The sequence below is a fragment of the Nocardia stercoris genome (assembly GCF_003696265.1).
GTDB lineage: Bacteria > Actinomycetota > Actinomycetes > Mycobacteriales > Mycobacteriaceae > Nocardia > Nocardia stercoris.
Map to the genome: position 1 here is coordinate 266471 of NZ_RFFH01000007.1, position 20794 is coordinate 287264.

Below are 20794 nucleotides of genomic sequence, written 5' to 3' on the forward strand. Positions count from 1 at the left end.
TTCGGTCAGATTAGGAGCGCCGGCTGCGGCGCAGCCATCGGATGCTCGGCCATGGAATTGCGAATCGGGGCCAAAATTGCCCACACTGGGCGGATGATCGATCCGATGGCGCGCCTGCGTCCGGTGACCAGCGCCGCGCTGCTGACCGGATACGGCACCGAGCACGGTGTGCCGCTGAACCGATTGCTGCGGAACACCGGTGTCGGCGCGCCGCAGTTGACCGACCCGGCCGGCGAGATCACCGCCGGGCAGGAGCTGGCGATCATGCGCAATCTGGTCGCCGAACTCGGCGACGCGCCGGGCCTGGGGCTGGAACTGGGCGCGCGCTATCACGCGAGCACGCACGGGGCGTTCGGGTTCGCGGTGCTGACCAGTTCGACCCTCGGCGAAGCGCTCGGGGTCGGCCTGGCCTTTCTCGAACTGTCGTTCTCCTTCGCCCGGATCACCCTCGCCCAAGACGGCCCGCACCCGTCGATCGTGTTGGACGACAGCACGATTCCGCCCGCGATCCGCCGCTTCCACATCGAACGCGACCTGCAGGCCCTGGTCACGGTCCAACAGGACATCATTCCGGTCGACCTGCCGATCCGGCGCGTCGAGATCCCGTTCCCGGCCGACCCCGTCTACGACCGCGTCCTGTGCCACGCGCCCGGTGCCGAACCGGTCTTCGGCGCGCCGCGGGCCGCCCTCACCCTCGATCGCGCGGCACTGGATATGCCGCTGCCGCAAGCGAATCCGCAGATCGCCGCCATGTACGTCCAGCAGTGCGCACAATTGCTCGAACAGCGCCGGCAGCGCGGTGGCGTGAGTGCCGCGGTCCGCGCCGCTCTGCTCCGCCGCGGCAAGGTCACCACGCAACCCGAGATCGCCGCCGACCTGCACCTCAGCGTCCGCACGCTGCGCCGCCGGCTCGCGGAGGAGGACACCACCTTCCGCGATATCGGCGAGGAGACCTTCGGCCTGCTCGCCGAGGAGCTCCTCGACGCCGGACTCACCGTCGACCACGTCGCGCACCGCCTCGGCTATTCGAGCGCCTCGGCGTTCAGCTATGCGTTCAAGGCGTGGAAGCGGATGACGCCGGGCCGCTACTCCCGCCTGCGCCGCCGGCGAAGCGGCTGAGTTCCCGCCCGGTCAGTTCACCTGCCGGGTGGTGTCGGTCCAGTACTGTTCGCGCAGTTGGCGTTTGAGGATCTTGCCCGCGCCGGAGACCGGCAGTGCGGCGACCACGTCGAGGCTGCGCGGCGCCTTGTAGCCGGCGATCAGCGACTTGGTGTGCGCGCGAACGTCTTCCAGGGTGAGTTCGCAACCGGGGCGGCAGACGAGGACGGCGTGCACCCGCTCGCCCCATTCCGGGTCCGGTACCCCGATCACCGCGCAGGCCGCCACATCCGGATGCTCGGCGATCGCGTTCTCCACCTCGGCGGAATACACGTTCTCCCCGCCGCTGACGATCATGTCCTTGATCCGGTCGACGATGTAGAGGTAGCCGTCCGCATCGAGGTAGCCGCCGTCACCGGTGTGCATCCAGCCGTCGCGCACCGCGGCGGCGGTGTCGTCGGGCCGGTTCCAGTAGCCGAGCATGGCGTGACCGCCGCGAACCACGACCTCGCCGACCGTGCCGGGGTCGGCCACGCGGCCGTCCGCGTCGACCACCCGGACCTCACTGTGCGGTGCTGCACGACCCGCCGACCGCAGCCGCCCCGCCCGGTGGTCCCGCGGGCCGAGCAGGGTCGCGATGGGCGCCACCTCGGTCATGCCGTAGGCCTGGGTGAAACCGGCACCTTCGAAGACCGTCAGGGCCCGGGCCAGCAGCGCCTCGGAAATGGGTGCGGCGCCGTAGAGGATGCCGCGCACACAGGACAGGTCGTACTCGCCGACGGCGGGGTGGTCGAGCAGCAGCTGCACCATCACCGGCACCAGCAGCATGTCGGTGACCCGGTGGGTGTCGATCGCCTGGAGTACGGCGACCGGGTCGAAGGCGGGCACGAAGACGTGGGTGCCGCCGACCATGAGCTGCGCGTACCAGGTGGCGAAGTCGGCCAGATGGAACATGGGCGCAGCGTGCAGCGACACGCTGTCCTCGTCCATCAGATAGCCGGTGGCCAGCGAACCCAGCACCGAGACAGTGAGATTCGCGTGGCTGAGCATGACGCCCTTGGGGAATCCGGTGGTGCCGCCGGTGTAGAAGATGCCGGCCAGGTCGTCGCCGCCGCGGCGGGCGTCCTCGAGCGGGAGGTCGAGAGCGATGAGATCCTCGAAGCCGACCATCCCGTCCGGGATGTGTTCCTCACCGCAGTACACGACGGTGGCGAGGTCCGGCGCACCCGCGCGGATCGCGGGCAGCAGCGGGGCGAACGCGTCGTCGACCAACAGCACGGTGGTGCCTGAGTCGACCAGCGAGTAGCTGATCTCCTGTGGACTCCACCGGATGTTCACCGGGTTCAGGACCGCGTCGGCCCACGGCACCGCCAGCAGGTATTCGCTGTAGCGGTCGGAGTTCAGCGCGAGCATGGCGACCCGGTCGCCGCGCTGGACGCCGAGCTGCCGCAGTCCGCCCGCGAGGCGGGCCACCCGCTCGGCCACCGTGGCGAACGTTCTTTTGCGCGAACCGCAGACGGTCATCACGCGGTCCGGCCAGCTCGCGAGCGCTCGGTGCAGGCCCTGGGTCATGTACATGTGCGAGAACTCCTGGGACGGTGAAATGGGTTGTGCCGGATCAGATGTCGTGGACTCGAGACGTCCGCGCCTCCAGCGAGCGGACCAGCGTCCGCAACCGGGGGTCGCGAACCAGGACGTCGTCGCCGAGCGCGGCGACCTCGCCGCGCAGCACCGACCACACCTGCCACAGTCGCGGCGCCACGGTGGCGCCGGCCCGGCGCGCGATGCCGTCGGCCACCACCGCGGCCGCCTCGTCGGCGGAGATGCGGCGCCGCAACGGTTTCGGCAGCAGCCGTTCCAGGTCCCGGCCGGCGGGGTCGTCGTCCAGGGTGGCGCGGGCGAGCCGGGTGTCGACCAGCCCGAAATAGGCGATTCCGGCGCTGGCGCCGCAGGCGGCCAGTTCGATCCGCAGGGCGCGGCCGAGCTGTTCGACCGCGGCCTTGCTGATCATGTAGGCCGCGCCTCCGGGGCCGGGCGCGAACGCCGCGCACGAGGACACCACCACGATGTGGCCGCGCCGGGCGATCACCTGGTCGGCGGTGGCCTGCACGGTGTTGAACACGCCGGTGAGATTGATGTCGATCACCCGGTCGAAGGCCTCGGGGTCGATCTGCCGCAGCGTGGCCGGGGGCGGCGTGACGCCGGCGTTGGCGACCACCACGTCGATGCGGCCGGTCTGCCCGGCGATGTGCGCGACCGCGTCGTCGAGGGCGTCCCGGTCGCGAACATCGGTGCGGCGCACGATGGTCGGGGTGTCGAAGGTCGCCGCGGCGCGGGTGAGGGCGTCGCCGTCGATGTCGAGCAGGGCGACGGTCGCGCCGCGCCGGGCCAGCTGCCGGCCCAGTGCCAGTCCGATCCCGTCGGCGCCGCCGGTGATCACGCAGGTCCGGCCGCGCACGTCCAATGCGGGTGTGCGGCCGCGCTTTCCCGGTTCGGTGGTCATGGCTTGCTCCTCGCGTTACAGATCGAGTGTGAGGTCGGAACCGGCGGCGCGGGAGACACAGATCAGCATCGAATGCTCGCGGTCGGCCGCGGGCAGCAGGGCGTCGCGATGCTCGACCTCGCCGGCCAGCACGGTCGCCTTGCAGGTCCCGCAGAACCCCTGTCGGCAGGAGTACGGCACGCCCGGCACCGCTCGGCGCACGGCTTGTAGCGCACTCTCGTCGGCGGCCACGTCGACGGTGGTCCCGGTGCGCCGCAGGTGAATTCTGAACGGGCGCCCGTTACGGACGGGAGGCGCCGAGAAGCGTTCGGTGTGCAGCGACGCGGTGGGCGCCACGACCGGCAGCAGGCGGCGCGCGGCCGTCATCATGGGGTCCGGGCCACAGCAGTAGATCGCGGCGCCCGGTCCGGCCGCCGCCAGCGCGGTACCGAGATCCGGTGGGCCGCACTCGTCGTCGGCGTGGACCCGCACGACCCCGCCGCGGATGCGGTCCAGTTCGGCGTGGAACGGCAGGTGCGCGCGGGTGCGGCCGAAGTAGTCCAGGCGCCACGGTACGCCGCGGTCGGCGGCCGACCGGACCATGGGCAGGATCGGCGTGATCCCGATCCCGCCGGCCAGGAACAGGTACGAGGGTGCGTCGATCTGCCGGAAGGCGTTGCGAGGCCCGCGAATTCGCAGCGGCGTGCCGGGTGCCAGCTCGTGCATTTCGCGCGACCCCCCGCCCCCGTCGGCGAGGCGCCGCACGGCGATCCGGTAGGCGTCCCGCTCGGCCGGGTCACCGCACAGCGAGTACTGCCGCTGTTTGCCCGACGGCAGGAATACGTCGAGATGCGATCCGGGATGCCACCGCGGCAGCGCCCCACCGTCCGGGGCCGTGAGTACCAGCGACACCACGTCCGCGGCCTCCGCACGCACCTCCCGCACGCTCAGCTCCAACTCGAAACCGGTCCAGCGCACCGGTTTCGGCCTCGACAACAGGTCCGCGGCGCGGCTCTCGGCGAAGATCCGCCGGTAGGCGGTGCCGATCGAATCGAAGGCCCGCATCGCCCGGGTGGGTTCCATGACGCTCATGCCTTCCCCGCCGCGTGCGCGGTGGCCGCCGGTGACGTCGCCAGATAACGGATCGCCGCGTCCATACTGCCGAGCTGCGACGGATGGAACGAGGGATTCAGGTACTTCGGGATCTCGGTGACGAAGATCGCGGCACTCGGGATGACCCCGCGCCGAGAGGCACTCAGCAGTTCGGTGAGCCACCACCGGCGGGGGCGCTGCGGATCGTTCACGTAGAGATACCGTGCGGCACCGGCGAATACGAGCAGCAGCGTCACACTGGCCAGCAGCGCCGTGCGCACCCGGCGGGCGTAACTACCGTCGACGTACATGAAGGCGTCGAACGCCACGTTACGGTGCTCGACCTCCTCGGCGCCGTGCCAGCGGATCAGGTCGAGCATGGTCGGGTCCATGCCCTTCTCCTCCAGCACGGTCTGCGTCAGCAGCCACTCCCCGATCACCGCCGTGTAGTGCTCCATGGCGGCGAACAGCGCGAGCCGCTCACAGAGCCAGGCGTGCCGGGCCCGCCCGGTCAGGCCGTGGTCGCCGAGAACGTGGTGGACCAGCCATTCCATCTTGCGCGCCATCGGTTCCACGTCCAGGCCGCTGCGGCGCAAATGGTCACGAGCACCGGCGTGTGAGGCGGCGTGGATCGCCTCCTGGCCGATGAATCCGACGACCTCCTCGTGCAGTCGCTCGTCGTCGATGAACGGCAACGACTCCGAGAGCGCCTTCGACATGGCGTACTCGCCGTCGGGCAGTACCAGGTGCATGACGTCGATGACGTGGGTGGCCATCACCTCGCCCGGGATGTAGTGCAAAGGGACTCCGCCCCAATGGAATTCGACGTCGCGGGCGGCGATGACATGGCCCTCCTCGCGGTAGCTGCGAGCGCCGGCGGGGTCGACGACGGGACGGCGGCCGAGCTGTTTCAACGGGTTCATCGTGGGGTCCTCACTGCTTCCGGTACGTCGTTGTCCGGGGTCGGGACACGGTGGGTGTCGAAGTCCGCCAGGTTCGCCCGCCGCAGGCGGGCCTTGAACTGGCGGCTGAAGCCGGGATAGAAGACGAAATTGCGCCCGGCGTCGTTCACGTAGTAACTGCGGCAGCCGCCGGCGTTCCACACCGAGGACCGCAGCCCGGTATCCATCTCCTCGATGAAGGCGCGTTGCACCTCGGGTCGGACATCGATGCTGGTGAGACCCGCGGCCGCCATTCGGCTCAGCGCGCTGACGATGTAGTTCAGTTGGGCCTCGATGGTCACTACCTGCGAGGTGTAGGTGACCGAGTTCGGTCCCAGGATCAGGAACAGATTCGGGAAACCGCTGACCATGGTGCCCAGGTAGGCGCGGGCGTCGCCGTGCCACACCTGGGCCAGCCGCCGCCCGCCGCTGCCGCGCAGCCGTTCGAAGATCGGGTGGTCGGTCAGCCGGAAACCGGTGCCCAGCACGATCGAATCCACCTGGTGCACAACACCGTCCGCGGTGCGGATGCCGTCGGGGACGATCTCGGTGATCCGCGCGGTGACCAGGTCACAGTTCGGTGCGGTGAGTGCCGGATAGAATGCGTTGGAGAAGGTGGGGCGCTTGCAGCCGAAGGCGTACCGCGGGGTGAGCGCGGCCCGCAGGGCGGGATCGGCGACCTGACGGCGAAGATGGTTGCGGGCCAGGCGTTGCGCGCCGCCCAGCAGCGCGGGCTGCCAGACCAGGCCGGGAACCAGCGACTCCTGCACCAGGTCGAGGCCGGTCCGCAACGCACGTTGCAGTGCGGGTGCCGATTCGAACATCCGCCGCACCCGGCCGGCCAGCGGTCGGTCGGGGTGCGGCATGATCCAGGTCGGCGTCCGCTGGAACACGCTCAGCCGGGACACGATCGGCTGCAACCGCGGCACGACCTGCACGGCGGAGGCGCCCGTGCCGATCACTGCGACCCGCTCGCCGGCGAGGTCGTGCTCGTGGTTCCACTCCGCGGTGTGGAACACCGCGCCGCGAAAGTCGTTCAGCCCGGGGATATCCGGGGTCGCGGGCGCGCTGAACGGGCCGAACGCGCCGATCAGGGCGGTCGCCTCGAGCACCCCGCGATCGGTGGCGATCCGCCACACCTGGGCCTGCCCGTCCCAGGCGGCGTCGAGGACGTCGTGTTCGAGGCGCAGCCGGTCGGCGATGCCGAACCGGTCCACGCAGTCGCGCAGGTACCGCTGGATCTCGGGCTGCAACGGATACAGCCGGGTCCAGTTCGGGTTGGGCGCGAACGAGAACGAATACAGCATCGACGGAATGTCGCACTGCGCACCGGGATACGTGTTGGCCTGCCAGGTGCCGCCGACGTCGGTGGCGCGTTCGAGCACTACGAAGTCGTCGATTCCGGCCTGGCGCAATCGGATCGCGGCGCCGAGCCCGCCGAATCCGGCACCGATGATCGCTACCCGGACCCGACCGAGGTCGGCTCGGCCGCCGGGAAACGTCGTTGTTCTCCCCATCGCATCTCTCCTGGATCGTGCTGTGGTCAGGCGCGGCCGTGCAGCAGGCCGATCAGCCTGCCGACCAGAGCGTCGGTGCGCGGTCCGCGCGTGAAGGTGGTCAGTGGTAGCGGCGAGCGGAAGCGCTGCCGGGTCACCGCGTGCGGGTAGGTGAATTCGCGCAGGCCGTCGGCGCCGTGCACCCGGCCGAAACCGGACTCGCGGATTCCGCCGAGCGGCAGCGACGGGATGGTCGCGAAGGCCACGAAGGCGTTGATCGCGACGTTCCCGGTGCGGATCCGGCGGGCGATGTCGGGGCCGTGCCGGCGGGAGAACACGCTCGCGCCCAGGCCGTATGCACTGGCGTTGACCAGGTCGATCGCCTCGTCCATGCTGTCGACGCGGGTGACGGTGAGCGTCGGGCCGAAGGTCTCCTCGGTGACGGCCGTGCTGTCCTCGGGGACGTCGATCAGGATCGTGGGCTGTACGTAGCGGCCGTCGATCGCATCCGATCCGCCGAGCAGGGCGCGGCCGCCGCGGGCGAGCGCGTCGGCGATGTGGGCGCGGATGATCTCGACCTGGCGGGGCATGGTGATCGGGCCGATCGCGCCGCCGGGGCCCGCCTGTACACTGCGCGCGAGAGTCACTGCGCGCGAGACGAATTCGTCGTACACGTCGCGGTGCACGTAGACCCGTTCGACGCCGAGGCAGGTCTGCCCGGCGTTCGACAGTCCGCCCCACACCGCCGCATCGGCCGCCGCCGCCACATCGGCGTCCGGGGCGACCACCAGGGCGTCCTTGCCGCCGCATTCCATCAGTACCGGGGTGAGCGTCTCGGCACAGGCCGCCATGACCTTGCGGCCGGTGGCGGTCGAGCCGGTGAACCCGATCTTGCCGACCCCGGCCCGGCACAGCGCCGCGCCGGTCGCACCGAGCCCGGTGATCGTCTGCAGCACAGGGCGTTCGGGGACCACCCGATCGAAAGCCTGTTTCAGCCAGAGCCCGACGCCGGGGGTGAACTCACTGGGCTTGAACACCACCGTGTTCCCAGCCGCCAAGGCGAACGACAGCGAGCCGAGCGGGGTGAAGATCGGGTAGTTCCACGGGCCGATGACGCCGACCACACCGTAGGGCAGATATTCGACGGTGGCGGCGTGGTTGATCGTGAGCAGGCCGGCCGGCACCGATCGCGGGCCGAGTACCCGCTCGGCATTGCGCGCAGCCCAGCGCAGGTGTTCGGCGGCCATGGCGATCTCGAGCTGCGCGTCCGCGCGGGGCTTGCCCATTTCGGCTCGGACCAGTGCGGCGAGTTCGCTCGCGCCACGCGCGATTTCGCCGCGCCACCGGTCGAGGCGGCGAGCCCGTTCGGCGAAGCCGAGTTGCTGCCACCAGTCGCTCGCGGCCCGGGCGCGGGCGACGGCGGCGTCCACCTCGGCGGCGGTGTGGTTCGGATAGGTCCCGACCAGCGCGCCGGTGGCGGGATCGCGCACGTCGAACGTACGAGGACCCGCCGCGGCGGGCCGCTCCTCGGGCGCGGCGACGGTGGTGGGCAGAGCTTCGGCCATGGATTTCGCAAGTCCCTTCGAACGACCGAGTACGCGGGTCGAGTGGGCGGACAGCGCCGGATCGGGAGTCCGCGATGCCGGCTTCCTCAACGTACAGTGCAACAGATAGCATTGCAATGTTGCACAAAGAATTGCCCGCCGAACGGCGACATCCGAGACCGTCTTGTTGCAGCGGAGCCAGGAAGATCAATACCGTGGTGGACGTGAAACCTGCCCTGTCCCGCGCGGCCGACCGCGCCGGCGCCCCGGACGACCTCGTGGAACGCATCCTCGACGGCGCGTTCGCCCAGTTCGAACAGGTCGGGGTCAAGAAGACCACCATCGAGGACATCGCGCAGCGAGCCGGCGTCGACCGGGTCACCGTCTACCGGCGGGTCGGCTCCCGCGACGACGTGGTGCAAGCCGTGGTGGGCCGTGAGATCGCCGCGGTGCTCACCGAGCTGGCCGCGATCCCCGACCGGCACGACACCCTCGACGATGTCGTCGCCGACATGTTCGTCACCGTGATCACCCGGTGGCGCACCAACCCGCTGGTCGCCCGGTTGCTGACCGTCGAGCCCTTTCGGGTGATCGGGAAACTGACCGTCGAGGGTGAGACGTCCTTCGGCATGGCGGTCGCGGCCACGGCGGCCGCGATCGAACGCTGCGCCGACCGCGGCCTACTCTCCCTACCCGACGATCTGCTGATTCGCGCGGAAGTGGTGTGCCGCGTGGTGCATTCGTGGGTGCTCGCACCGTACGGTGCGGTAGCGGCCGGAAATGCCGAGGAGCTCGCTGATTTCGCCCGTAAGTTCCTCGTGCCTGTTGTGCGTCCGTAGGCGCGCCGCCTGTCTGCTGGAGTGGAATCCGGCCTCAGCGCACAATGTTTCACATTTCCCGGCAGGAATTGCCGTCTGCGCCTGGAGATTGTGCGCTCAGGCCGGGCGTAATTCAGGTGGCAGCCGGGCCGGCCACGATCGCCTGTAGTGCGGCGACGTGACCGTTGAAAGCATTGCGCCCGGCATCGGTGAGCTTCGCTCGGACCCTGCGGCGGCTGCCTTCGAGCCGCCGCTCGGTCTCGACGTAGCCGGCTTCCTCGAGGATCGCCAGTTGCTTCGACAGCGCCGAATCCGACAGTGCGAGGCGGTCTTTGAGGTACGCGAACTCGGCCCAGTCGGCGGCGGCGAGCGTCGCGACCAGCGTGAGCCGAGTGCTCGGGTGGATCAGCTCGTCGAATTGCGGTGTGGTCATGCCCGGGCCCAGCCGCGCAGGACGCGCAGGATCTCGGGTCCACCGAATCCGACGATCGCCGCGACCAGGACCGCGGCGCCGACGCCGGGATGCCGCGCACCGTCGGCACCCAGTGCGAATGCCGCGGCGACCGTGAGTGCCACCAGTACGAGCAGCATCCCGATCACCACGATCGGGATACGGGTGCCGGCGACCTCGGCGCTGACCTGCAGTTGCGAGGTGCGGCGGCGGCCGTTGAGCAGCTTGGACGCGATATACGAGTGGACGGCGCCGAAGACGAGGGTGGCGATCGCCGTCAGCCACGCGAGTCCGAATACGCCGATGAGTCCGATGCCGATCCAGCCCACCGCGAGTACCCACCAGTACCAGCGGGGCAGGCCGACTTCACCGGCGACGCCGGCTCGGGCTCGCTCGACAGCGTCGAGCGCGGCGCGGGCGTCTTCGGGTGCGATGTGATCCATGACGACTCCTCACTTTCCTGCTTGGAAAGTAGGGTTCCACTTTCCAAGCAGGAAAGTCAAGGGTCTAGCGATGTAGTGCGGTTTCCTGTTCCAGGCGGACCAGTTTGTCGGGATTACGGACGGAGTAGAGCCCGGTCACGAGCCCGTCGTCGACGCGCAGGGCCAGCACGGTGTCGATGCGGCCGTCCAGGCGCAGCAGCAGCGCGGGGTGGCCGTTGATCTCGGCGGGTTCCCGCGAGCACGCGGCCAGATTGCCCAGGCCGACGGTGAGGACCGCCGCGACTGCGGCGGCACCGACGATCGGGACCAGCGCCGCGCGGGCGATGCCACCGCCGTCGCCGAGGAAGACGACATCGGGGGCGAGGATGTCGAGCAGGTGTTGCAGGTCGCCGGTGTCGACCGCGCGCTGGAAAGCCGCCAGGGCCGTACGGGTCTCGGTGGCGGACGCGGTACCGCGCGGGCGGCGAGCGGCGACGTGGGCGCGGGCCCGGTAGGCGAGCTGGCGGACCGCGGTCGGCGATCGGTCCACGGCCCCGGCGATCTCGTCGTAGTCCAGGTCGAAGACCTCACGCAGGACGAAGACCGCCCGCTCGATCGGGGTCAGCGTCTCGAGCACCAGAAGCATTGCCAGCGAAAGATGTTCGGCCAGTTCGACGTCGTCGGCGACATCCGGTCCGGTCAGCAGCGGTTCGGGGAGCCACGGGCCCACATAGGACTCCCGGCGCCGGCCGAGGGTCCGCAGCCGGTCGATCGCGCAGCGGGTGGTGATCCGGACGAGGTACGCGCGATGGTCCTGCACGGAGCCGAGGTCGACGCCGGTCCAGCGCAACCAGGTCTCCTGCAGGACGTCCTCGGCGTCGGCGGCCGAGCCGAGCATCTCGTAGGCGACGGTGAACAGCAGGTTGCGCTGCGCGACGAACGCCTCGGTGGCGGGGTCGGGTACCCCGGGTGCGGTTTCGGGCATGACTCCTGCTTTCTCCGGGCCTCCCCTCCAGACGCCGGCCACCACCGTTTCGTAACACGCGGCCGACGTGGTTCACCTCACACCTGGTCCCCCGTTACGCCGGGCGGTGGGCCGCCGTCTTGTGGTCGTTCAATCCACAACTGCGAGTGAGGATCACCCCATGGAACCCCGTTTCGACCTGAACGCCAACCCGGTCGGCGCCGAGATCGGCAAGCGTTTCGCCCGGGCCAGCGCGGCGATCGTGCAGTCGACGCTGCCGAAATCCCTGATCGAACTCGTCGAGCTGCGCGTCAGCCAGATCAACGGCTGCGGATTCTGCGTCGACGCCCACGCCAAGGAGCTGGCCGCCGCCGGCGAGCCCGCCGTGCGGATCAACCTGGTCGCCGCCTGGCGCGAGTCCACGGTGTTCACCGCGGCCGAACAGGCCGCCCTGGCCTTCGCCGAGGAGGGCACCCGCCTGGCCGACAGCGGTCACGGCGTCTCCGACGACACCTGGGCGCTGGTGCGCGAGCACTTCGACGACGATCAGCTCGCGGCCTTGGTCTACACGGTCGCCCTGATCAACGCCGCCAACCGGATGCTGGTCATCACCAAGACGAAGGGCGGCTCGTACGAGGCGGGCACATTCGCGGCGATGGCGTCCTGATCCCGGCCTGAGCGCACAATGTTCGGCTGTTTCGGGCAGAAATTGCCGCGAACCGGCCGACATTGTGCGCTCAGGCCGACTCGGTCACCGCGACAACGGCTTTCGTATCGACGGCGGCCGACACGGCATCGTGCCGCACCGGCCGGCATCGCGCACTCAGGCCGACTCAGTCACGGCTACAGCGGTATGCGAATCGACGGCGGCCCAGCACGCATCGCGCCGCACCGGCCGGCATCGCGCACTCAGGCCGACTCAGTCACGGCTACAGCGGTATGCGTATCGACGGCGGCCCAGCACGGCATCGCGCCGCACCGGCCGGCATCGCGCACTCAGGCCGCCTCGGTCACGGCTACAGCGGCATCCGTGTCGGCGGTGACCAGCATGGCGTTGATGTGTGCGCCGGCCAGGGCGCCCGCCGCTCCCGCCGCACCGACCTGGGCGGTGAGGTCGGTGGCATTACCGGCCACCCACACGCCCGTGACCTCGGTAACGCCGGCCATGCCCGAGGTGAAGCGGCGGCCCATGTTGTCGGGCAGGTCTTCCATCGGCAGGTTCAGCCCGTCGAGTCCGTCGGTGCGGGCCTGCATCCGGCTCGCGACGGCCAGGATGCGCCGGGCCTCGACTGTGCCGTCGCTCGATCGAACTCCGGCAATACCGCCGTCCTCGGCCGCGACGACCTCCACCACCGGGGTGTCGACGATACGGATGTTGCGGGCGGACAGGCGCATTCGCGTGTCCGCGTCGAGTTCCAGGCCACGGGTGAAGTAGACGAGGTCGTCGCTCAGCTGGCGGAACAACAATGCGTGATGAACCGAGGCCGGTCCGGTGGCCAGGATGCCGATCGGTTCGTCGCGCACCTCCCAGCCGTGGCAGTAGGGGCAGTGGACTACGCCGCGACCCCAGTGCTCGGCCAGGCCGGGGATGTCCGGCAGTTCGTCGCGCAAGCCCGTGGCGACCAGGATGCGCCGGGCGGCCACCGTCGCGCCGCCGGACAGCGTGACCGTGAACCGGAGTTCCGCGTCGTCCGACCGTTCGGTGGCGATCACCTCGCCGAAGACGATCCGGCCGCCGTACCCGCGCACCTGCTCGCGGCCGGTGCGCAGGATCTCCGCCGGCGGCATGCCGTCCAGGACCAGGAAGCCGTGCATGGCCGCGGCGGGCGCGTTGCGCGGGGTGCCACCGTCGATCACGACCACCGAGCGACGTGAACGGGCCAACATGAGCGCGCCGTTCAGCCCGGCCGCGCCGCCGCCGATCACCACCACGTCGACGATCTCGGTGGGCAGTGGATCGCTCACGTCGTGGGGAGTCCGCACCGTCATTACGCATCCTTTCGTCACCCGTGGCCTCGATCCGGGCCACTGCGCACGACGATAGGAGCGCTTTGCATAAAAGGCATATGCTCTTGCCTATGGCGCAAGAAGATGACGATCTGGACGGCCTCGTGCGCAAACGCATCCGGGCGCTGCGCGTCGCCCAGGGCCTGTCGCTGGACGAGCTGGCGGCCCGGGCGAATCTCAGTCAGTCGTCGCTGAGCCGGATCGAGAACGGCCGCCGCCGGCTCGCACTGGATCAGCTGGTCACCCTGGCCCGCGCACTGGACACCAGCCTCGACCAGCTCGTGGAAACGGCCTCCGACGATGTCGTCAGCAACCCGATCGTCGACAGCGCGCGAAATATGCTGCGCTGGTCGGTCAAGAGTGATCCCGGTGTCACCGTCGTCCGGCAGCGGATGACCGAGCCGCCGCCGGACAATCCGGCGCGCATGCGCGCCCATCCCGGCCGGGAGTGGTTCGTCGTGCTGTCCGGCACCGCGGTCCTCATGCTGGGCCATCGCCGCTTCCGCATCGAGACCGATCAGGCCGCCGAGTTCCCGACCATGCTGCCGCACGCCATCGGCGCCGAGGCCGGCCGGCCCTGCGAGATCCTGGGCATCTTCGACCGCGACGCCCGCAGGGGCCACCGGCCCGAGGACTAGATCGACCGTGTGCGTGTCCGGCCGGAACTCCGCTAGTCCTGCGGTTCGAACGGGATCGAGGCCAGGCCGCCCCAGCAGAGCGCGAAGGTCGTGTCGATCGCGTCCTGCTTGGGAACGGCCCGGCCGGTGGCCAGCCAGTGCCGGGCCCCGAACTGGGCGATACCCACCAATCCGGTTGCGGCACAGCGGGCTCGGTCGGGATCCATGCCGGTCTCCGCGGTGACGCAGCCGACCAACTCCTGGATGCAGGTCCGCACCGCCATGTCGATGTGCCAGCGAATGGAGGGCTCGCTGGTCACCTCGGAGTCGAAGATGAGCCGGAAGCCGACGGGGGCGCGGTCGATGAAGTCGAAGTACGCCTGCACGGTGGCGCGCACGCGCTGCCGGCTGCCGGGGGTGGCGAGCGCCTGCCGGTGGCCCTCGACGAGTTCGTCGAGGTAGCGGCGGAGTACCGCGAGATACAGGTCGAGCTTGCCCGAGAAGTAGTCGTACAGAATCGGTTTGCTGATACCGGCGCGCTTGGTGATGGCCTCCACCTTCGCGTCGGTGTAGCCGTACGTGCCGAACACCTCGACCGCGGCGTCCAGCACCTCGTGATATCGCACGCTGCGGGCGGTGGGATGCCGCACCGTAGCCGTGTCGTCGACGAATGCCTCGGTCATCACAGGTCTTTCGGGTCGTTCAGCAGAAGCGGGTGCGGCAGGCGCGGGCGAGGGTGCTCGGCGCGGCAAGTTCACCGATGTCGACGGTCATGACTACTCCTCAGGGTCGGCGCGCGGCCCCGTCGAGCGATGTGCGGCCGGGGTGGGGCGCACAGGGTGCGCGGTCGTTCTTACCACAACCACTTAGCGAACGATAGGTAGTGGTGTGACCGAATCGACCGATTCGCCGCAAGCTATGGCCATTTTACTAGGATGTCCAATAGTATGACGACCACATACCGCCCGGTTCGGGCGGTGGGACCTCTCGAGAACAGGAAGCGCCTTGGTTCGCGAACTCACTCACTTCATCGGCGGGCAGCACGTGACCGGCACCTCCGGTGCGTTCGGTGACGTCTACGACCCCAGCCTCGGGCAGGTGCAGGCGCGGGTGCCGCTGGCGAACGCGGAGGAGGTCGGCGCGGCCATCGCGAACGCGGCCGCCGCGCAGCCGGGCTGGGCCGCCCAGAACCCGCAGAAACGGGCACGCGTGCTGATGAAGTTCCTGACCCTGGTGCAGGACGAGATGGACGAGCTGGCCGCCCTGCTGTCCAGCGAGCACGGCAAGACCCTCGCCGACGCACGCGGCGACATCCAGCGCGGCCTCGAGGTGATCGAGTTCGCCACCGGCATCCCGCACCTGCTCAAGGGCGAGTACACCGAGAGCGCCGGCACCGGCATCGACGTGTACTCGATGCGGCAGCCGCTGGGTGTGGTCGCCGCCATCACCCCGTTCAACTTCCCGGCCATGATCCCGCTGTGGAAGCTGGGCCCCGCGCTGGCGTGCGGTAATGCCGTGGTGCTCAAGCCGTCCGAGCGCGACCCGTCGGTACCGCTGCGCCTGGCCGAGCTGTTCGCAGCGGCCGGGCTGCCGCCGGGCGTGCTGAACGTGGTCCACGGTGACAAGGTCGCCGTCGACACCCTGTTGCGCGACAACCGGATCCAGGCCGTCGGCTTCGTCGGCTCGACGCCGATCGCGCAGTACATCTACGAGACCGCGACCGCGCACGGCAAGCGGGCGCAGTGCTTCGGTGGCGCCAAGAACCACGCGATCGTCATGCCCGACGCCGACCTCGACGACGTGGCCGACCAGCTGATCGGCGCCGGCTACGGCTCGGCCGGGGAACGCTGCATGGCGATCTCGGTGGCGGTGCCGGTCGGCGCCGAGACCGCGGATCGCTTGGTGGCGAAGCTGATCGAGCGGATCGGCAAGCTGAACGTCGGCCGTTCCGACGACCCGGCCGCCGACTTCGGGCCCATGGTCAACCGGGCCGGCGTGGACCGGGTGCGCGACTACATCCAGCTCGGCGTCGAGGAGGGTGCCGAACTGCTGGTCGACGGCCGCGGACTGACCGTCGAAGGCGCCGAGGACGGATTCTTCATCGGCGCGACACTGTTCGACAAGGTCACCCCCGACATGCGGATCTACCGCGAGGAGATCTTCGGCCCGGTGCTGTCGATCGTGCGAGCCGACGACTACGAGGCCGCGCTGCGTCTGCCGTCGGACCACGAATTCGGCAACGGCGTAGCCATCTTCACTCGCGACGGCGACACCGCCCGCGACTTCGCGGCCCGCGTCCAGGTCGGGATGGTCGGCATCAACGTGCCGATCCCGGTGCCGATCGCCTACCACACCTTCGGTGGCTGGAAGGCGTCCGGTTTCGGGGACCTGAACCAGCACGGACCCGACTCGATCCGCTTCTACACCAAGACCAAGACGGTCACCCAGCGCTGGCCCTCCGGCCTGAAGGAGAGCAACGCGTTCGTCATCCCGACCATGGACTGAGCGAATGTTCGTGCTGGACAACGAGGAACAGGCGATCCGCGCTACCGCGCGGGACTTCGCCGACGAGTTCCTCGCCCCCAACGCGCTGGACTGGGACGAGCGCAAGCACTTCCCCCGCGATGTGCTGCGCAAGGCCGGCGACCTCGGCCTCGGTGGCATCTACACCAGCGAGGAGATGGGCGGCTCCGGGCTGCGGCGGCTGGACGCGGTGCGGATCTTCGAGCAGCTGGCCACCGGCTGCCCGGCCGTCGCCGCCTACATCTCCATCCACAACATGGCGACCTGGATGATCGACGCCTACGGGGACGCGGCCCAGCGCCGCCGGTGGCTGCCGGGGCTGACGTCGATGGAATCGCTCGCCGGTTACGCCCTCACCGAGCCGGGTGTCGGGTCGGATGCCGCCGGATTGTCCACGCGCGCAGTGCGTGACGGGGACGACTACGTCCTCGACGGCACCAAACAGTTCATCTCCGGCGCGGGCGCCAACGACGTGTACGTCATGATGGTCCGCACCGCCGAGAGCGGTGCGCGCGGTATCTCGGCCCTGATCGTGCCCGCCGATACCCCCGGCCTCACGGTGGGTCCGAACGAGAAGAAGATGGGCTGGAACGCCCAGCCCACCCGGCAGGTAATGCTCAGTGGCGCAAGGGTTCCGGTGGCCAATCGGCTCGGCGCCGAGGGCGACGGCTTCCGGATCGCCATGCACGGGCTCAACGGCGGACGGCTCAATATCGCCGCCTGCTCGGTCGGCGGCGCCCAGGCCGCGCTGGACCGGACCGTGCCGTATCTGGCGCAGCGCAACGCCTTCGGCCGACCACTGCTGGACAACCAGGCGCTGCAGTTCGATCTGGCGGACATGGGCACCCAGCTGGAGGCGGCGCGCACCCTGCTGTGGCGCGCCGCCGCCGCGCTCGACGCCGACGCCCCCGACAAGGTCGAATTGTGCGCCATGGCAAAGCGATTCGGCACCGATGCCGGATTCGAGGTCGCCAACAAGGCCTTGCAGCTGCACGGCGGCTACGGCTACCTGGCCGAGTACGGCATCGAGAAGATCGTCCGGGATCTGCGCGTCCACCAGATCCTCGAGGGCACCAACGAGATCATGCGGGTGGTCGTCGCCCGCTCCCTACTTCAGGAGTCACACGTATGACCAGGATCGGCTTTCTGGGCCTCGGCAACATGGGTGCGCCCATGGCCGCCAATCTCGTTCGCGCCGGGCACGAGGTGATCGCGTTCGACCTGTCCCCCGCCGCGCGGGCGCAGGCCGGTGCGGCCGGCGCCGCGCTCGCCGAATCGGCGGTGGCGGCCGTCGCCGGGGCCGAGGTCGTGATCACCATGCTGCCCAACGGCGCGATCGTGCTGGATGTCTACCGCGAGGTGCTCCCGGCCGCGCGTCCCGGCACCCTGTTCGTGGACTGCTCCACCGTCGACGTCGCCGACGCCAAGCGGGCCGCGGAACTCGCTGTGGCAGCGGGACATCGGGCCGTCGACGCCCCGGTGTCGGGTGGGGTCGCCGGTGCCACGGCGGGCACGCTCACCTTCATGGCCGGCGGCACCGACGACGATGTCGCCGCCGCGTGGCCGTTGCTGGAGGTGATGGGCGGCAAGATCGTGCACTGCGGCGGATCAGGCGTCGGTCAGGCCGCCAAGATCTGCAACAACATGCTGCTCGGGATCTCGATGATCGGCTTGTCCGAGGCGATCGTGCTGGGCGAGCAGCTCGGTCTGTCGCACGACAAGTTCTTCGACGTGGTGTCCACGGCTTCCGGCCAGAGCTGGGCGCTGACCTCCTACTGCCCGGTCCCCGGCCCGGTCCCCGCCAGCCCCGCGAACAAGGACTACGCCCCGGGCTTCGCCACCGCCCTGATGGCCAAGGATCTCGGCCTGGCCGCGAACGCCTTGGCGGCCAACCATATCGACGGACAGGTGGGCGCGCTCGCGGCCCAGGTGTACGAGCGGTTCAACCGGACCGGCGCGGGGCTGGACTTCTCGGCGATCATCACCGACATCCGGGAGCGGTCGGGTCGGCCGGCGGACTGACCGACAGCCGAGGCCGTTCGGCCGGACGGCGCGGGCGGTAGTGAGGTGACGAGGTCGAGTTTGGATTCGCCGCGCGTGTACCCGGCGACCACGAGTTGGTGCTGCCGCCCGGCGGCGAAGGGCGGCTACGCGTCCCCGGCGGTGCCGTAGACGATGAGCCAGACGGCGCGGCCCAGGGACCGTGCCATCTGTTCGTCGGCCACGTCGTCGCTGCCGAGGGCGAAGTCGATCGAGCGTTCCACCATGCAGGTGAGAACGATTGCGGTGGAAGGGATGTCGACGCCGTCGGGGATGCGGCCGGCGGCGCGGTCGGCCTGTAGCCGGGCGCAGACCAGGGCGACGAAGGTTTCGATGCGGCCGCGCCAGTAGGTGCCGACGTCGGGGTCGTAGGCGGCGACCTCGGCGAGGGCGCGCAGCAGGTGGGCGTGGGCGCGGGAGCCGGCGATCATGGCGCGCATGGCGGCGACCACACCCGCCTCGCCGTCGGAATGGCTGCTCGCCCACCAGTGTTCGGCGGCGCGGAATTGTTCGCCGGTGGCCAGTTCGGCCATGCGGATCAGCAGCCGGCTCTTGTCCGGGAAGTAGCGGTAGAAGGTCGAGCGCGCGATCCGGGCTTCGGTGGCGATGCGCTGCACCGCGAGTTCGGTGAATGTCGAGCCACCGGCCAGCAATTCGTCGACCGCGGTCAGCACCTTGAGTTCGACCGCCTCCCGGTGCCGGTCACGCTCGGGACGGCCGGCGGTGCGCGTCAGCGACGGCATGGGTGCTCCTCGACCATGGGGCCATTGTGCCGCACCCGGATCCGTGCCGAGAATTACGCGGAATCCATTGACAAGAGACGGATTTCATCTCATTCTCTCAGACAGGACACGGTGTTCGGACACAGTGTCCGGCGAACTGGGGGGTACCGATGCGCAGTGAATCCGCCGACGTCGTCGTGGTCGGGAGCCGATGCGCGGGTGCCGCCGCCGCGATCGAGTTCGCCCGGCACGGTCGGCGGGTGATCGCGCTCGACAGCGCCCGCTTCCCCTCCGACACCCTGTCCACCCATCTGCTCTGGCCCACCGGCGTCGCCGAACTGGAGACCCTCGGCGCGCTGCCGCGCGTACTGAAAGCCGGTGCGCCGCAATTGCGTACCGCGCTGGCCGGTGGATCCGGCCATACCGTGCGCACCGATTTCGCGGCGGTGCCCGGCATCGGCTACGCGATGTGTGTCCGCCGGATCGCGCTCGACGCGGCGCTCGTCGACACCGCGCGCGAGAGCGGCGCGCAACTGCGGGAGGGCGCGCTGGTGACCGAGCTGGTGGCCGACGCGGGCCGGATCACCGGCGTTCGCTACCGCGACCGCTCCGGCGCGACGGCCGAAGTGCTGGCCCCACTGGTGGTCGGCGCCGACGGCCGCCGCAGCACCGTCGCCCGGCTGGTCGGCGCGGACATCCCCTACCGCAGCGCCGACAGCGGCCGGGCCTGCTACTTCGCCTACTGGGCCGACGCCTACCCCGCCTGGCGGACGACCGCGGCGCAGTGGCGCGCCGGCGAACTGCTCGGCACCGCCTTCCCCTGCGACGACGGCCTGGTGCTGTGCCTGATCCAGCCGCCGGTGGCGCGGGCCGAGCGCGGGCAGAGCGCGGCCGCGCGGCTGTACCGCGAGTTCATCGCCGAGATCCCGGAACTGGCCGCGCGCCTGCGGGATTGCACCCAGATCGGCCGGGTCCGCACCGCGGCCGACCTGACCTCCTACTTCCGCCGCTCGGCCGGCCCCGGCTGGGCGCTGCCCGGCGACGCGGGCCATTTCAAGGACCCGGTCACCGCGCAGGGAATCCGGGACGCACTGCGCTACGGCCGGCTGCTCGCCGCGGCCGCCGCCCCGGTACTCGACGATCCGCGGGCGCTCGATCGCGCCCTGCGGGACTGGGAACTCGAGCGCGAACGCGACTGCCTCCCGGTGTATCAGTGGACGAACCGCCTGGCCCGGGGTGAACCGATGACCGCGCTGGAAACCGAGTTGTACCGCGCCGCGGCGTCCGATCCCGAACTCGCCGCGCGGGTGCTCGAAGTGATGACGCGGGTGCGCCCGCCCGGCCGGATGCTCGCGCCCGGCACGGCGGTCGCGCTGGCCGCCCGGGCCGCTTGGCGCGGGCGCACGACCCCGATCACGGTGGCGGACACCCTCTTCCGCGAGGCCCGCGACACCGTGCGCGATCGCCACGAACTGTGGACGGCCCGCCGCCGCGGCCTGCCACCGCTACCGGCCACCGTCGCCGTCGACTGACGCGGTCCGTCCGGACCCGCCCCGGTCGTCCGTACCCGGCGGCCG

At 70.2% G+C, this 20794-nt stretch carries 20 protein-coding genes; 8 read left to right on the forward strand and 12 right to left on the reverse strand.

The window, feature by feature from the left end; genetic code table 11:
- The first annotated feature begins 93 nt into the window (after positions 1-93).
- On the forward strand, positions 94-1119 hold the full coding sequence (locus EBN03_RS18670) for an AraC family transcriptional regulator (RefSeq protein WP_158675677.1): 1026 nt from the start codon (positions 94-96) through the stop codon (positions 1117-1119).
- 12 nt (positions 1120-1131) lie between these two features.
- Here EBN03_RS18670 and EBN03_RS18675 read toward each other — a convergent pair whose 3' ends face one another.
- Genes EBN03_RS18675 through EBN03_RS18700 form a run of 6 tightly spaced genes read right to left on the reverse strand, consistent with a single transcriptional unit; the run spans position 1132 to position 8674 of the window.
- Positions 1132-2676: a long-chain-fatty-acid--CoA ligase gene (locus tag EBN03_RS18675; RefSeq protein ID WP_122189334.1), complete on the reverse strand. Its 1545-nt coding sequence runs from the start codon at positions 2674-2676 to the stop codon at positions 1132-1134.
- 40 nt (positions 2677-2716) lie between these two features.
- A complete protein-coding gene (locus tag EBN03_RS18680) occupies positions 2717-3601 on the reverse strand; it encodes a short-chain dehydrogenase/reductase (RefSeq protein WP_122189335.1) in 885 nt (294 codons plus the stop codon).
- 15 nt (positions 3602-3616) lie between these two features.
- Positions 3617-4672, reverse strand: coding sequence for a PDR/VanB family oxidoreductase (locus tag EBN03_RS18685; protein WP_122189336.1), 1056 nt, complete (start codon positions 4670-4672; stop codon positions 3617-3619).
- Positions 4669-5595: a metal-dependent hydrolase gene (locus EBN03_RS18690; RefSeq protein WP_122189337.1), complete on the reverse strand. Its 927-nt coding sequence runs from the start codon at positions 5593-5595 to the stop codon at positions 4669-4671. Before EBN03_RS18690 ends, EBN03_RS18685 begins: the two co-directional genes overlap by 4 nt.
- Positions 5592-7130, reverse strand: coding sequence for a flavin-containing monooxygenase (locus tag EBN03_RS18695; RefSeq protein WP_122189338.1), 1539 nt, complete (start codon positions 7128-7130; stop codon positions 5592-5594). The genes EBN03_RS18690 and EBN03_RS18695 overlap by 4 nt, the downstream gene beginning before the upstream one ends.
- Before the next feature lie 26 nt (positions 7131-7156).
- The gene (locus EBN03_RS18700; protein ID WP_122189339.1) at positions 7157-8674 is read right to left on the reverse strand and encodes an aldehyde dehydrogenase family protein; all 1518 of its coding nucleotides are present in this window, start codon (positions 8672-8674) and stop codon (positions 7157-7159) included.
- 203 nt (positions 8675-8877) lie between these two features.
- On the opposite strand from EBN03_RS18700, the gene EBN03_RS18705 reads away from it, so the two are divergent.
- Positions 8878-9492 carry a TetR/AcrR family transcriptional regulator gene (locus EBN03_RS18705; RefSeq protein ID WP_233608460.1) on the forward strand — a complete coding sequence of 205 codons (615 nt, stop codon included), beginning with the start codon at positions 8878-8880 and terminating at the stop codon, positions 9490-9492.
- A gap of 112 nt (positions 9493-9604) precedes the next feature.
- Here the strand turns inward: EBN03_RS18705 and EBN03_RS18710 are convergent, their stop codons facing one another.
- The 3 genes from EBN03_RS18710 to EBN03_RS18720 all read right to left on the reverse strand — a co-directional run bounded on the left by EBN03_RS18710 (position 9605) and on the right by EBN03_RS18720 (position 11329).
- Positions 9605-9904, reverse strand: coding sequence for a transcriptional regulator (locus tag EBN03_RS18710; protein ID WP_122189341.1), 300 nt, complete (start codon positions 9902-9904; stop codon positions 9605-9607).
- Positions 9901-10365, reverse strand: coding sequence for a hypothetical protein (locus tag EBN03_RS18715; protein ID WP_122189342.1), 465 nt, complete (start codon positions 10363-10365; stop codon positions 9901-9903). The genes EBN03_RS18710 and EBN03_RS18715 overlap by 4 nt, the downstream gene beginning before the upstream one ends.
- Positions 10366-10429: 64 nt before the next feature.
- Entirely contained in the window at positions 10430-11329 is a 900-nt protein-coding gene (locus EBN03_RS18720) for an RNA polymerase sigma-70 factor (RefSeq protein WP_122189343.1), read from the reverse strand.
- 160 nt (positions 11330-11489) lie between these two features.
- Here EBN03_RS18720 and EBN03_RS18725 point away from each other — a divergent pair, with 160 nt between their 5' ends.
- On the forward strand, positions 11490-11975 hold the full coding sequence (locus EBN03_RS18725) for a carboxymuconolactone decarboxylase family protein (RefSeq protein WP_122189344.1): 486 nt from the start codon (positions 11490-11492) through the stop codon (positions 11973-11975).
- Positions 11976-12304: 329 nt separating this feature from the next.
- On the opposite strand, the gene EBN03_RS18730 is transcribed toward EBN03_RS18725, so the two are convergent.
- On the reverse strand, positions 12305-13297 hold the full coding sequence (locus tag EBN03_RS18730) for an NAD(P)/FAD-dependent oxidoreductase (RefSeq protein WP_122189345.1): 993 nt from the start codon (positions 13295-13297) through the stop codon (positions 12305-12307).
- 89 nt (positions 13298-13386) lie between these two features.
- Between EBN03_RS18730 and EBN03_RS18735 the strand changes: the two genes are divergently transcribed.
- Positions 13387-13953, forward strand: a complete 567-nt coding sequence (locus tag EBN03_RS18735) for a helix-turn-helix transcriptional regulator (RefSeq protein ID WP_122189445.1) — start codon at positions 13387-13389, stop codon at positions 13951-13953.
- 32 nt (positions 13954-13985) lie between these two features.
- Here the strand turns inward: EBN03_RS18735 and EBN03_RS18740 are convergent, their stop codons facing one another.
- A complete protein-coding gene (locus EBN03_RS18740; RefSeq protein WP_122189346.1) occupies positions 13986-14615 on the reverse strand; it encodes a TetR/AcrR family transcriptional regulator in 630 nt (209 codons plus the stop codon).
- 322 nt (positions 14616-14937) lie between these two features.
- On the opposite strand from EBN03_RS18740, the gene EBN03_RS18745 reads away from it, so the two are divergent.
- From EBN03_RS18745 to mmsB, 3 genes are read left to right on the forward strand one after another with little or no spacing between them, the layout of a single operon-like run.
- Positions 14938-16437: a CoA-acylating methylmalonate-semialdehyde dehydrogenase gene (locus EBN03_RS18745; protein ID WP_122189347.1), complete on the forward strand. Its 1500-nt coding sequence runs from the start codon at positions 14938-14940 to the stop codon at positions 16435-16437.
- A gap of 4 nt (positions 16438-16441) precedes the next feature.
- Positions 16442-17587 carry an acyl-CoA dehydrogenase family protein gene (locus EBN03_RS18750; protein WP_122189348.1) on the forward strand — a complete coding sequence of 382 codons (1146 nt, stop codon included), beginning with the start codon at positions 16442-16444 and terminating at the stop codon, positions 17585-17587.
- Complete coding sequence (mmsB, locus tag EBN03_RS18755; RefSeq protein WP_122189349.1) at positions 17584-18477, forward strand: 3-hydroxyisobutyrate dehydrogenase; 894 nt, start codon at positions 17584-17586, stop codon at positions 18475-18477. The genes EBN03_RS18750 and mmsB overlap by 4 nt, the downstream gene beginning before the upstream one ends.
- 125 nt (positions 18478-18602) lie before the next feature.
- On the opposite strand, the gene EBN03_RS18760 is transcribed toward mmsB, so the two are convergent.
- Complete coding sequence (locus EBN03_RS18760) at positions 18603-19238, reverse strand: TetR/AcrR family transcriptional regulator (protein WP_122189350.1); 636 nt, start codon at positions 19236-19238, stop codon at positions 18603-18605.
- 149 nt (positions 19239-19387) lie between these two features.
- Between EBN03_RS18760 and EBN03_RS18765 the strand changes: the two genes are divergently transcribed.
- Positions 19388-20749 (forward strand): NAD(P)/FAD-dependent oxidoreductase, encoded by a 1362-nt coding sequence (locus EBN03_RS18765; protein ID WP_122189351.1) that lies wholly within the window; start codon positions 19388-19390, stop codon positions 20747-20749.
- Positions 20750-20794: the final 45 nt, after the last annotated feature.

Bases quoted from the DNA above. Each gene is read 5' to 3' on its own strand.
- EBN03_RS18715 (WP_122189342.1), bottom strand. From the start codon at position 10,365: ATGGATCACATCGCACCCGAAGACGCCCGCGCCGCGCTCGACGCTGTC.
- EBN03_RS18720 (WP_122189343.1), bottom strand. From the start codon at position 11,329: ATGCCCGAAACCGCACCCGGGGTACCCGACCCCGCCACCGAGGCGTTC.
- EBN03_RS18740 (WP_122189346.1), bottom strand. From the start codon at position 14,615: ATGACCGAGGCATTCGTCGACGACACGGCTACGGTGCGGCATCCCACC.
- EBN03_RS18690 (WP_122189337.1), bottom strand. From the start codon at position 5,595: ATGAACCCGTTGAAACAGCTCGGCCGCCGTCCCGTCGTCGACCCCGCC.
- EBN03_RS18700 (WP_122189339.1), bottom strand. From the start codon at position 8,674: ATGGCCGAAGCTCTGCCCACCACCGTCGCCGCGCCCGAGGAGCGGCCC.
- mmsB (WP_122189349.1), top strand. From the start codon at position 17,584: ATGACCAGGATCGGCTTTCTGGGCCTCGGCAACATGGGTGCGCCCATG.
- EBN03_RS18765 (WP_122189351.1), top strand. From the start codon at position 19,388: ATGCGCAGTGAATCCGCCGACGTCGTCGTGGTCGGGAGCCGATGCGCG.
- EBN03_RS18695 (WP_122189338.1), bottom strand. From the start codon at position 7,130: ATGGGGAGAACAACGACGTTTCCCGGCGGCCGAGCCGACCTCGGTCGG.
- EBN03_RS18735 (WP_122189445.1), top strand. From the start codon at position 13,387: ATGGCGCAAGAAGATGACGATCTGGACGGCCTCGTGCGCAAACGCATC.
- EBN03_RS18675 (WP_122189334.1), bottom strand. From the start codon at position 2,676: ATGTACATGACCCAGGGCCTGCACCGAGCGCTCGCGAGCTGGCCGGAC.
- EBN03_RS18685 (WP_122189336.1), bottom strand. From the start codon at position 4,672: ATGAGCGTCATGGAACCCACCCGGGCGATGCGGGCCTTCGATTCGATC.
- EBN03_RS18670 (WP_158675677.1), top strand. From the start codon at position 94: ATGATCGATCCGATGGCGCGCCTGCGTCCGGTGACCAGCGCCGCGCTG.
- EBN03_RS18760 (WP_122189350.1), bottom strand. From the start codon at position 19,238: ATGCCGTCGCTGACGCGCACCGCCGGCCGTCCCGAGCGTGACCGGCAC.
- EBN03_RS18710 (WP_122189341.1), bottom strand. From the start codon at position 9,904: ATGACCACACCGCAATTCGACGAGCTGATCCACCCGAGCACTCGGCTC.
- EBN03_RS18750 (WP_122189348.1), top strand. From the start codon at position 16,442: ATGTTCGTGCTGGACAACGAGGAACAGGCGATCCGCGCTACCGCGCGG.
- EBN03_RS18725 (WP_122189344.1), top strand. From the start codon at position 11,490: ATGGAACCCCGTTTCGACCTGAACGCCAACCCGGTCGGCGCCGAGATC.
- EBN03_RS18680 (WP_122189335.1), bottom strand. From the start codon at position 3,601: ATGACCACCGAACCGGGAAAGCGCGGCCGCACACCCGCATTGGACGTG.
- EBN03_RS18730 (WP_122189345.1), bottom strand. From the start codon at position 13,297: ATGACGGTGCGGACTCCCCACGACGTGAGCGATCCACTGCCCACCGAG.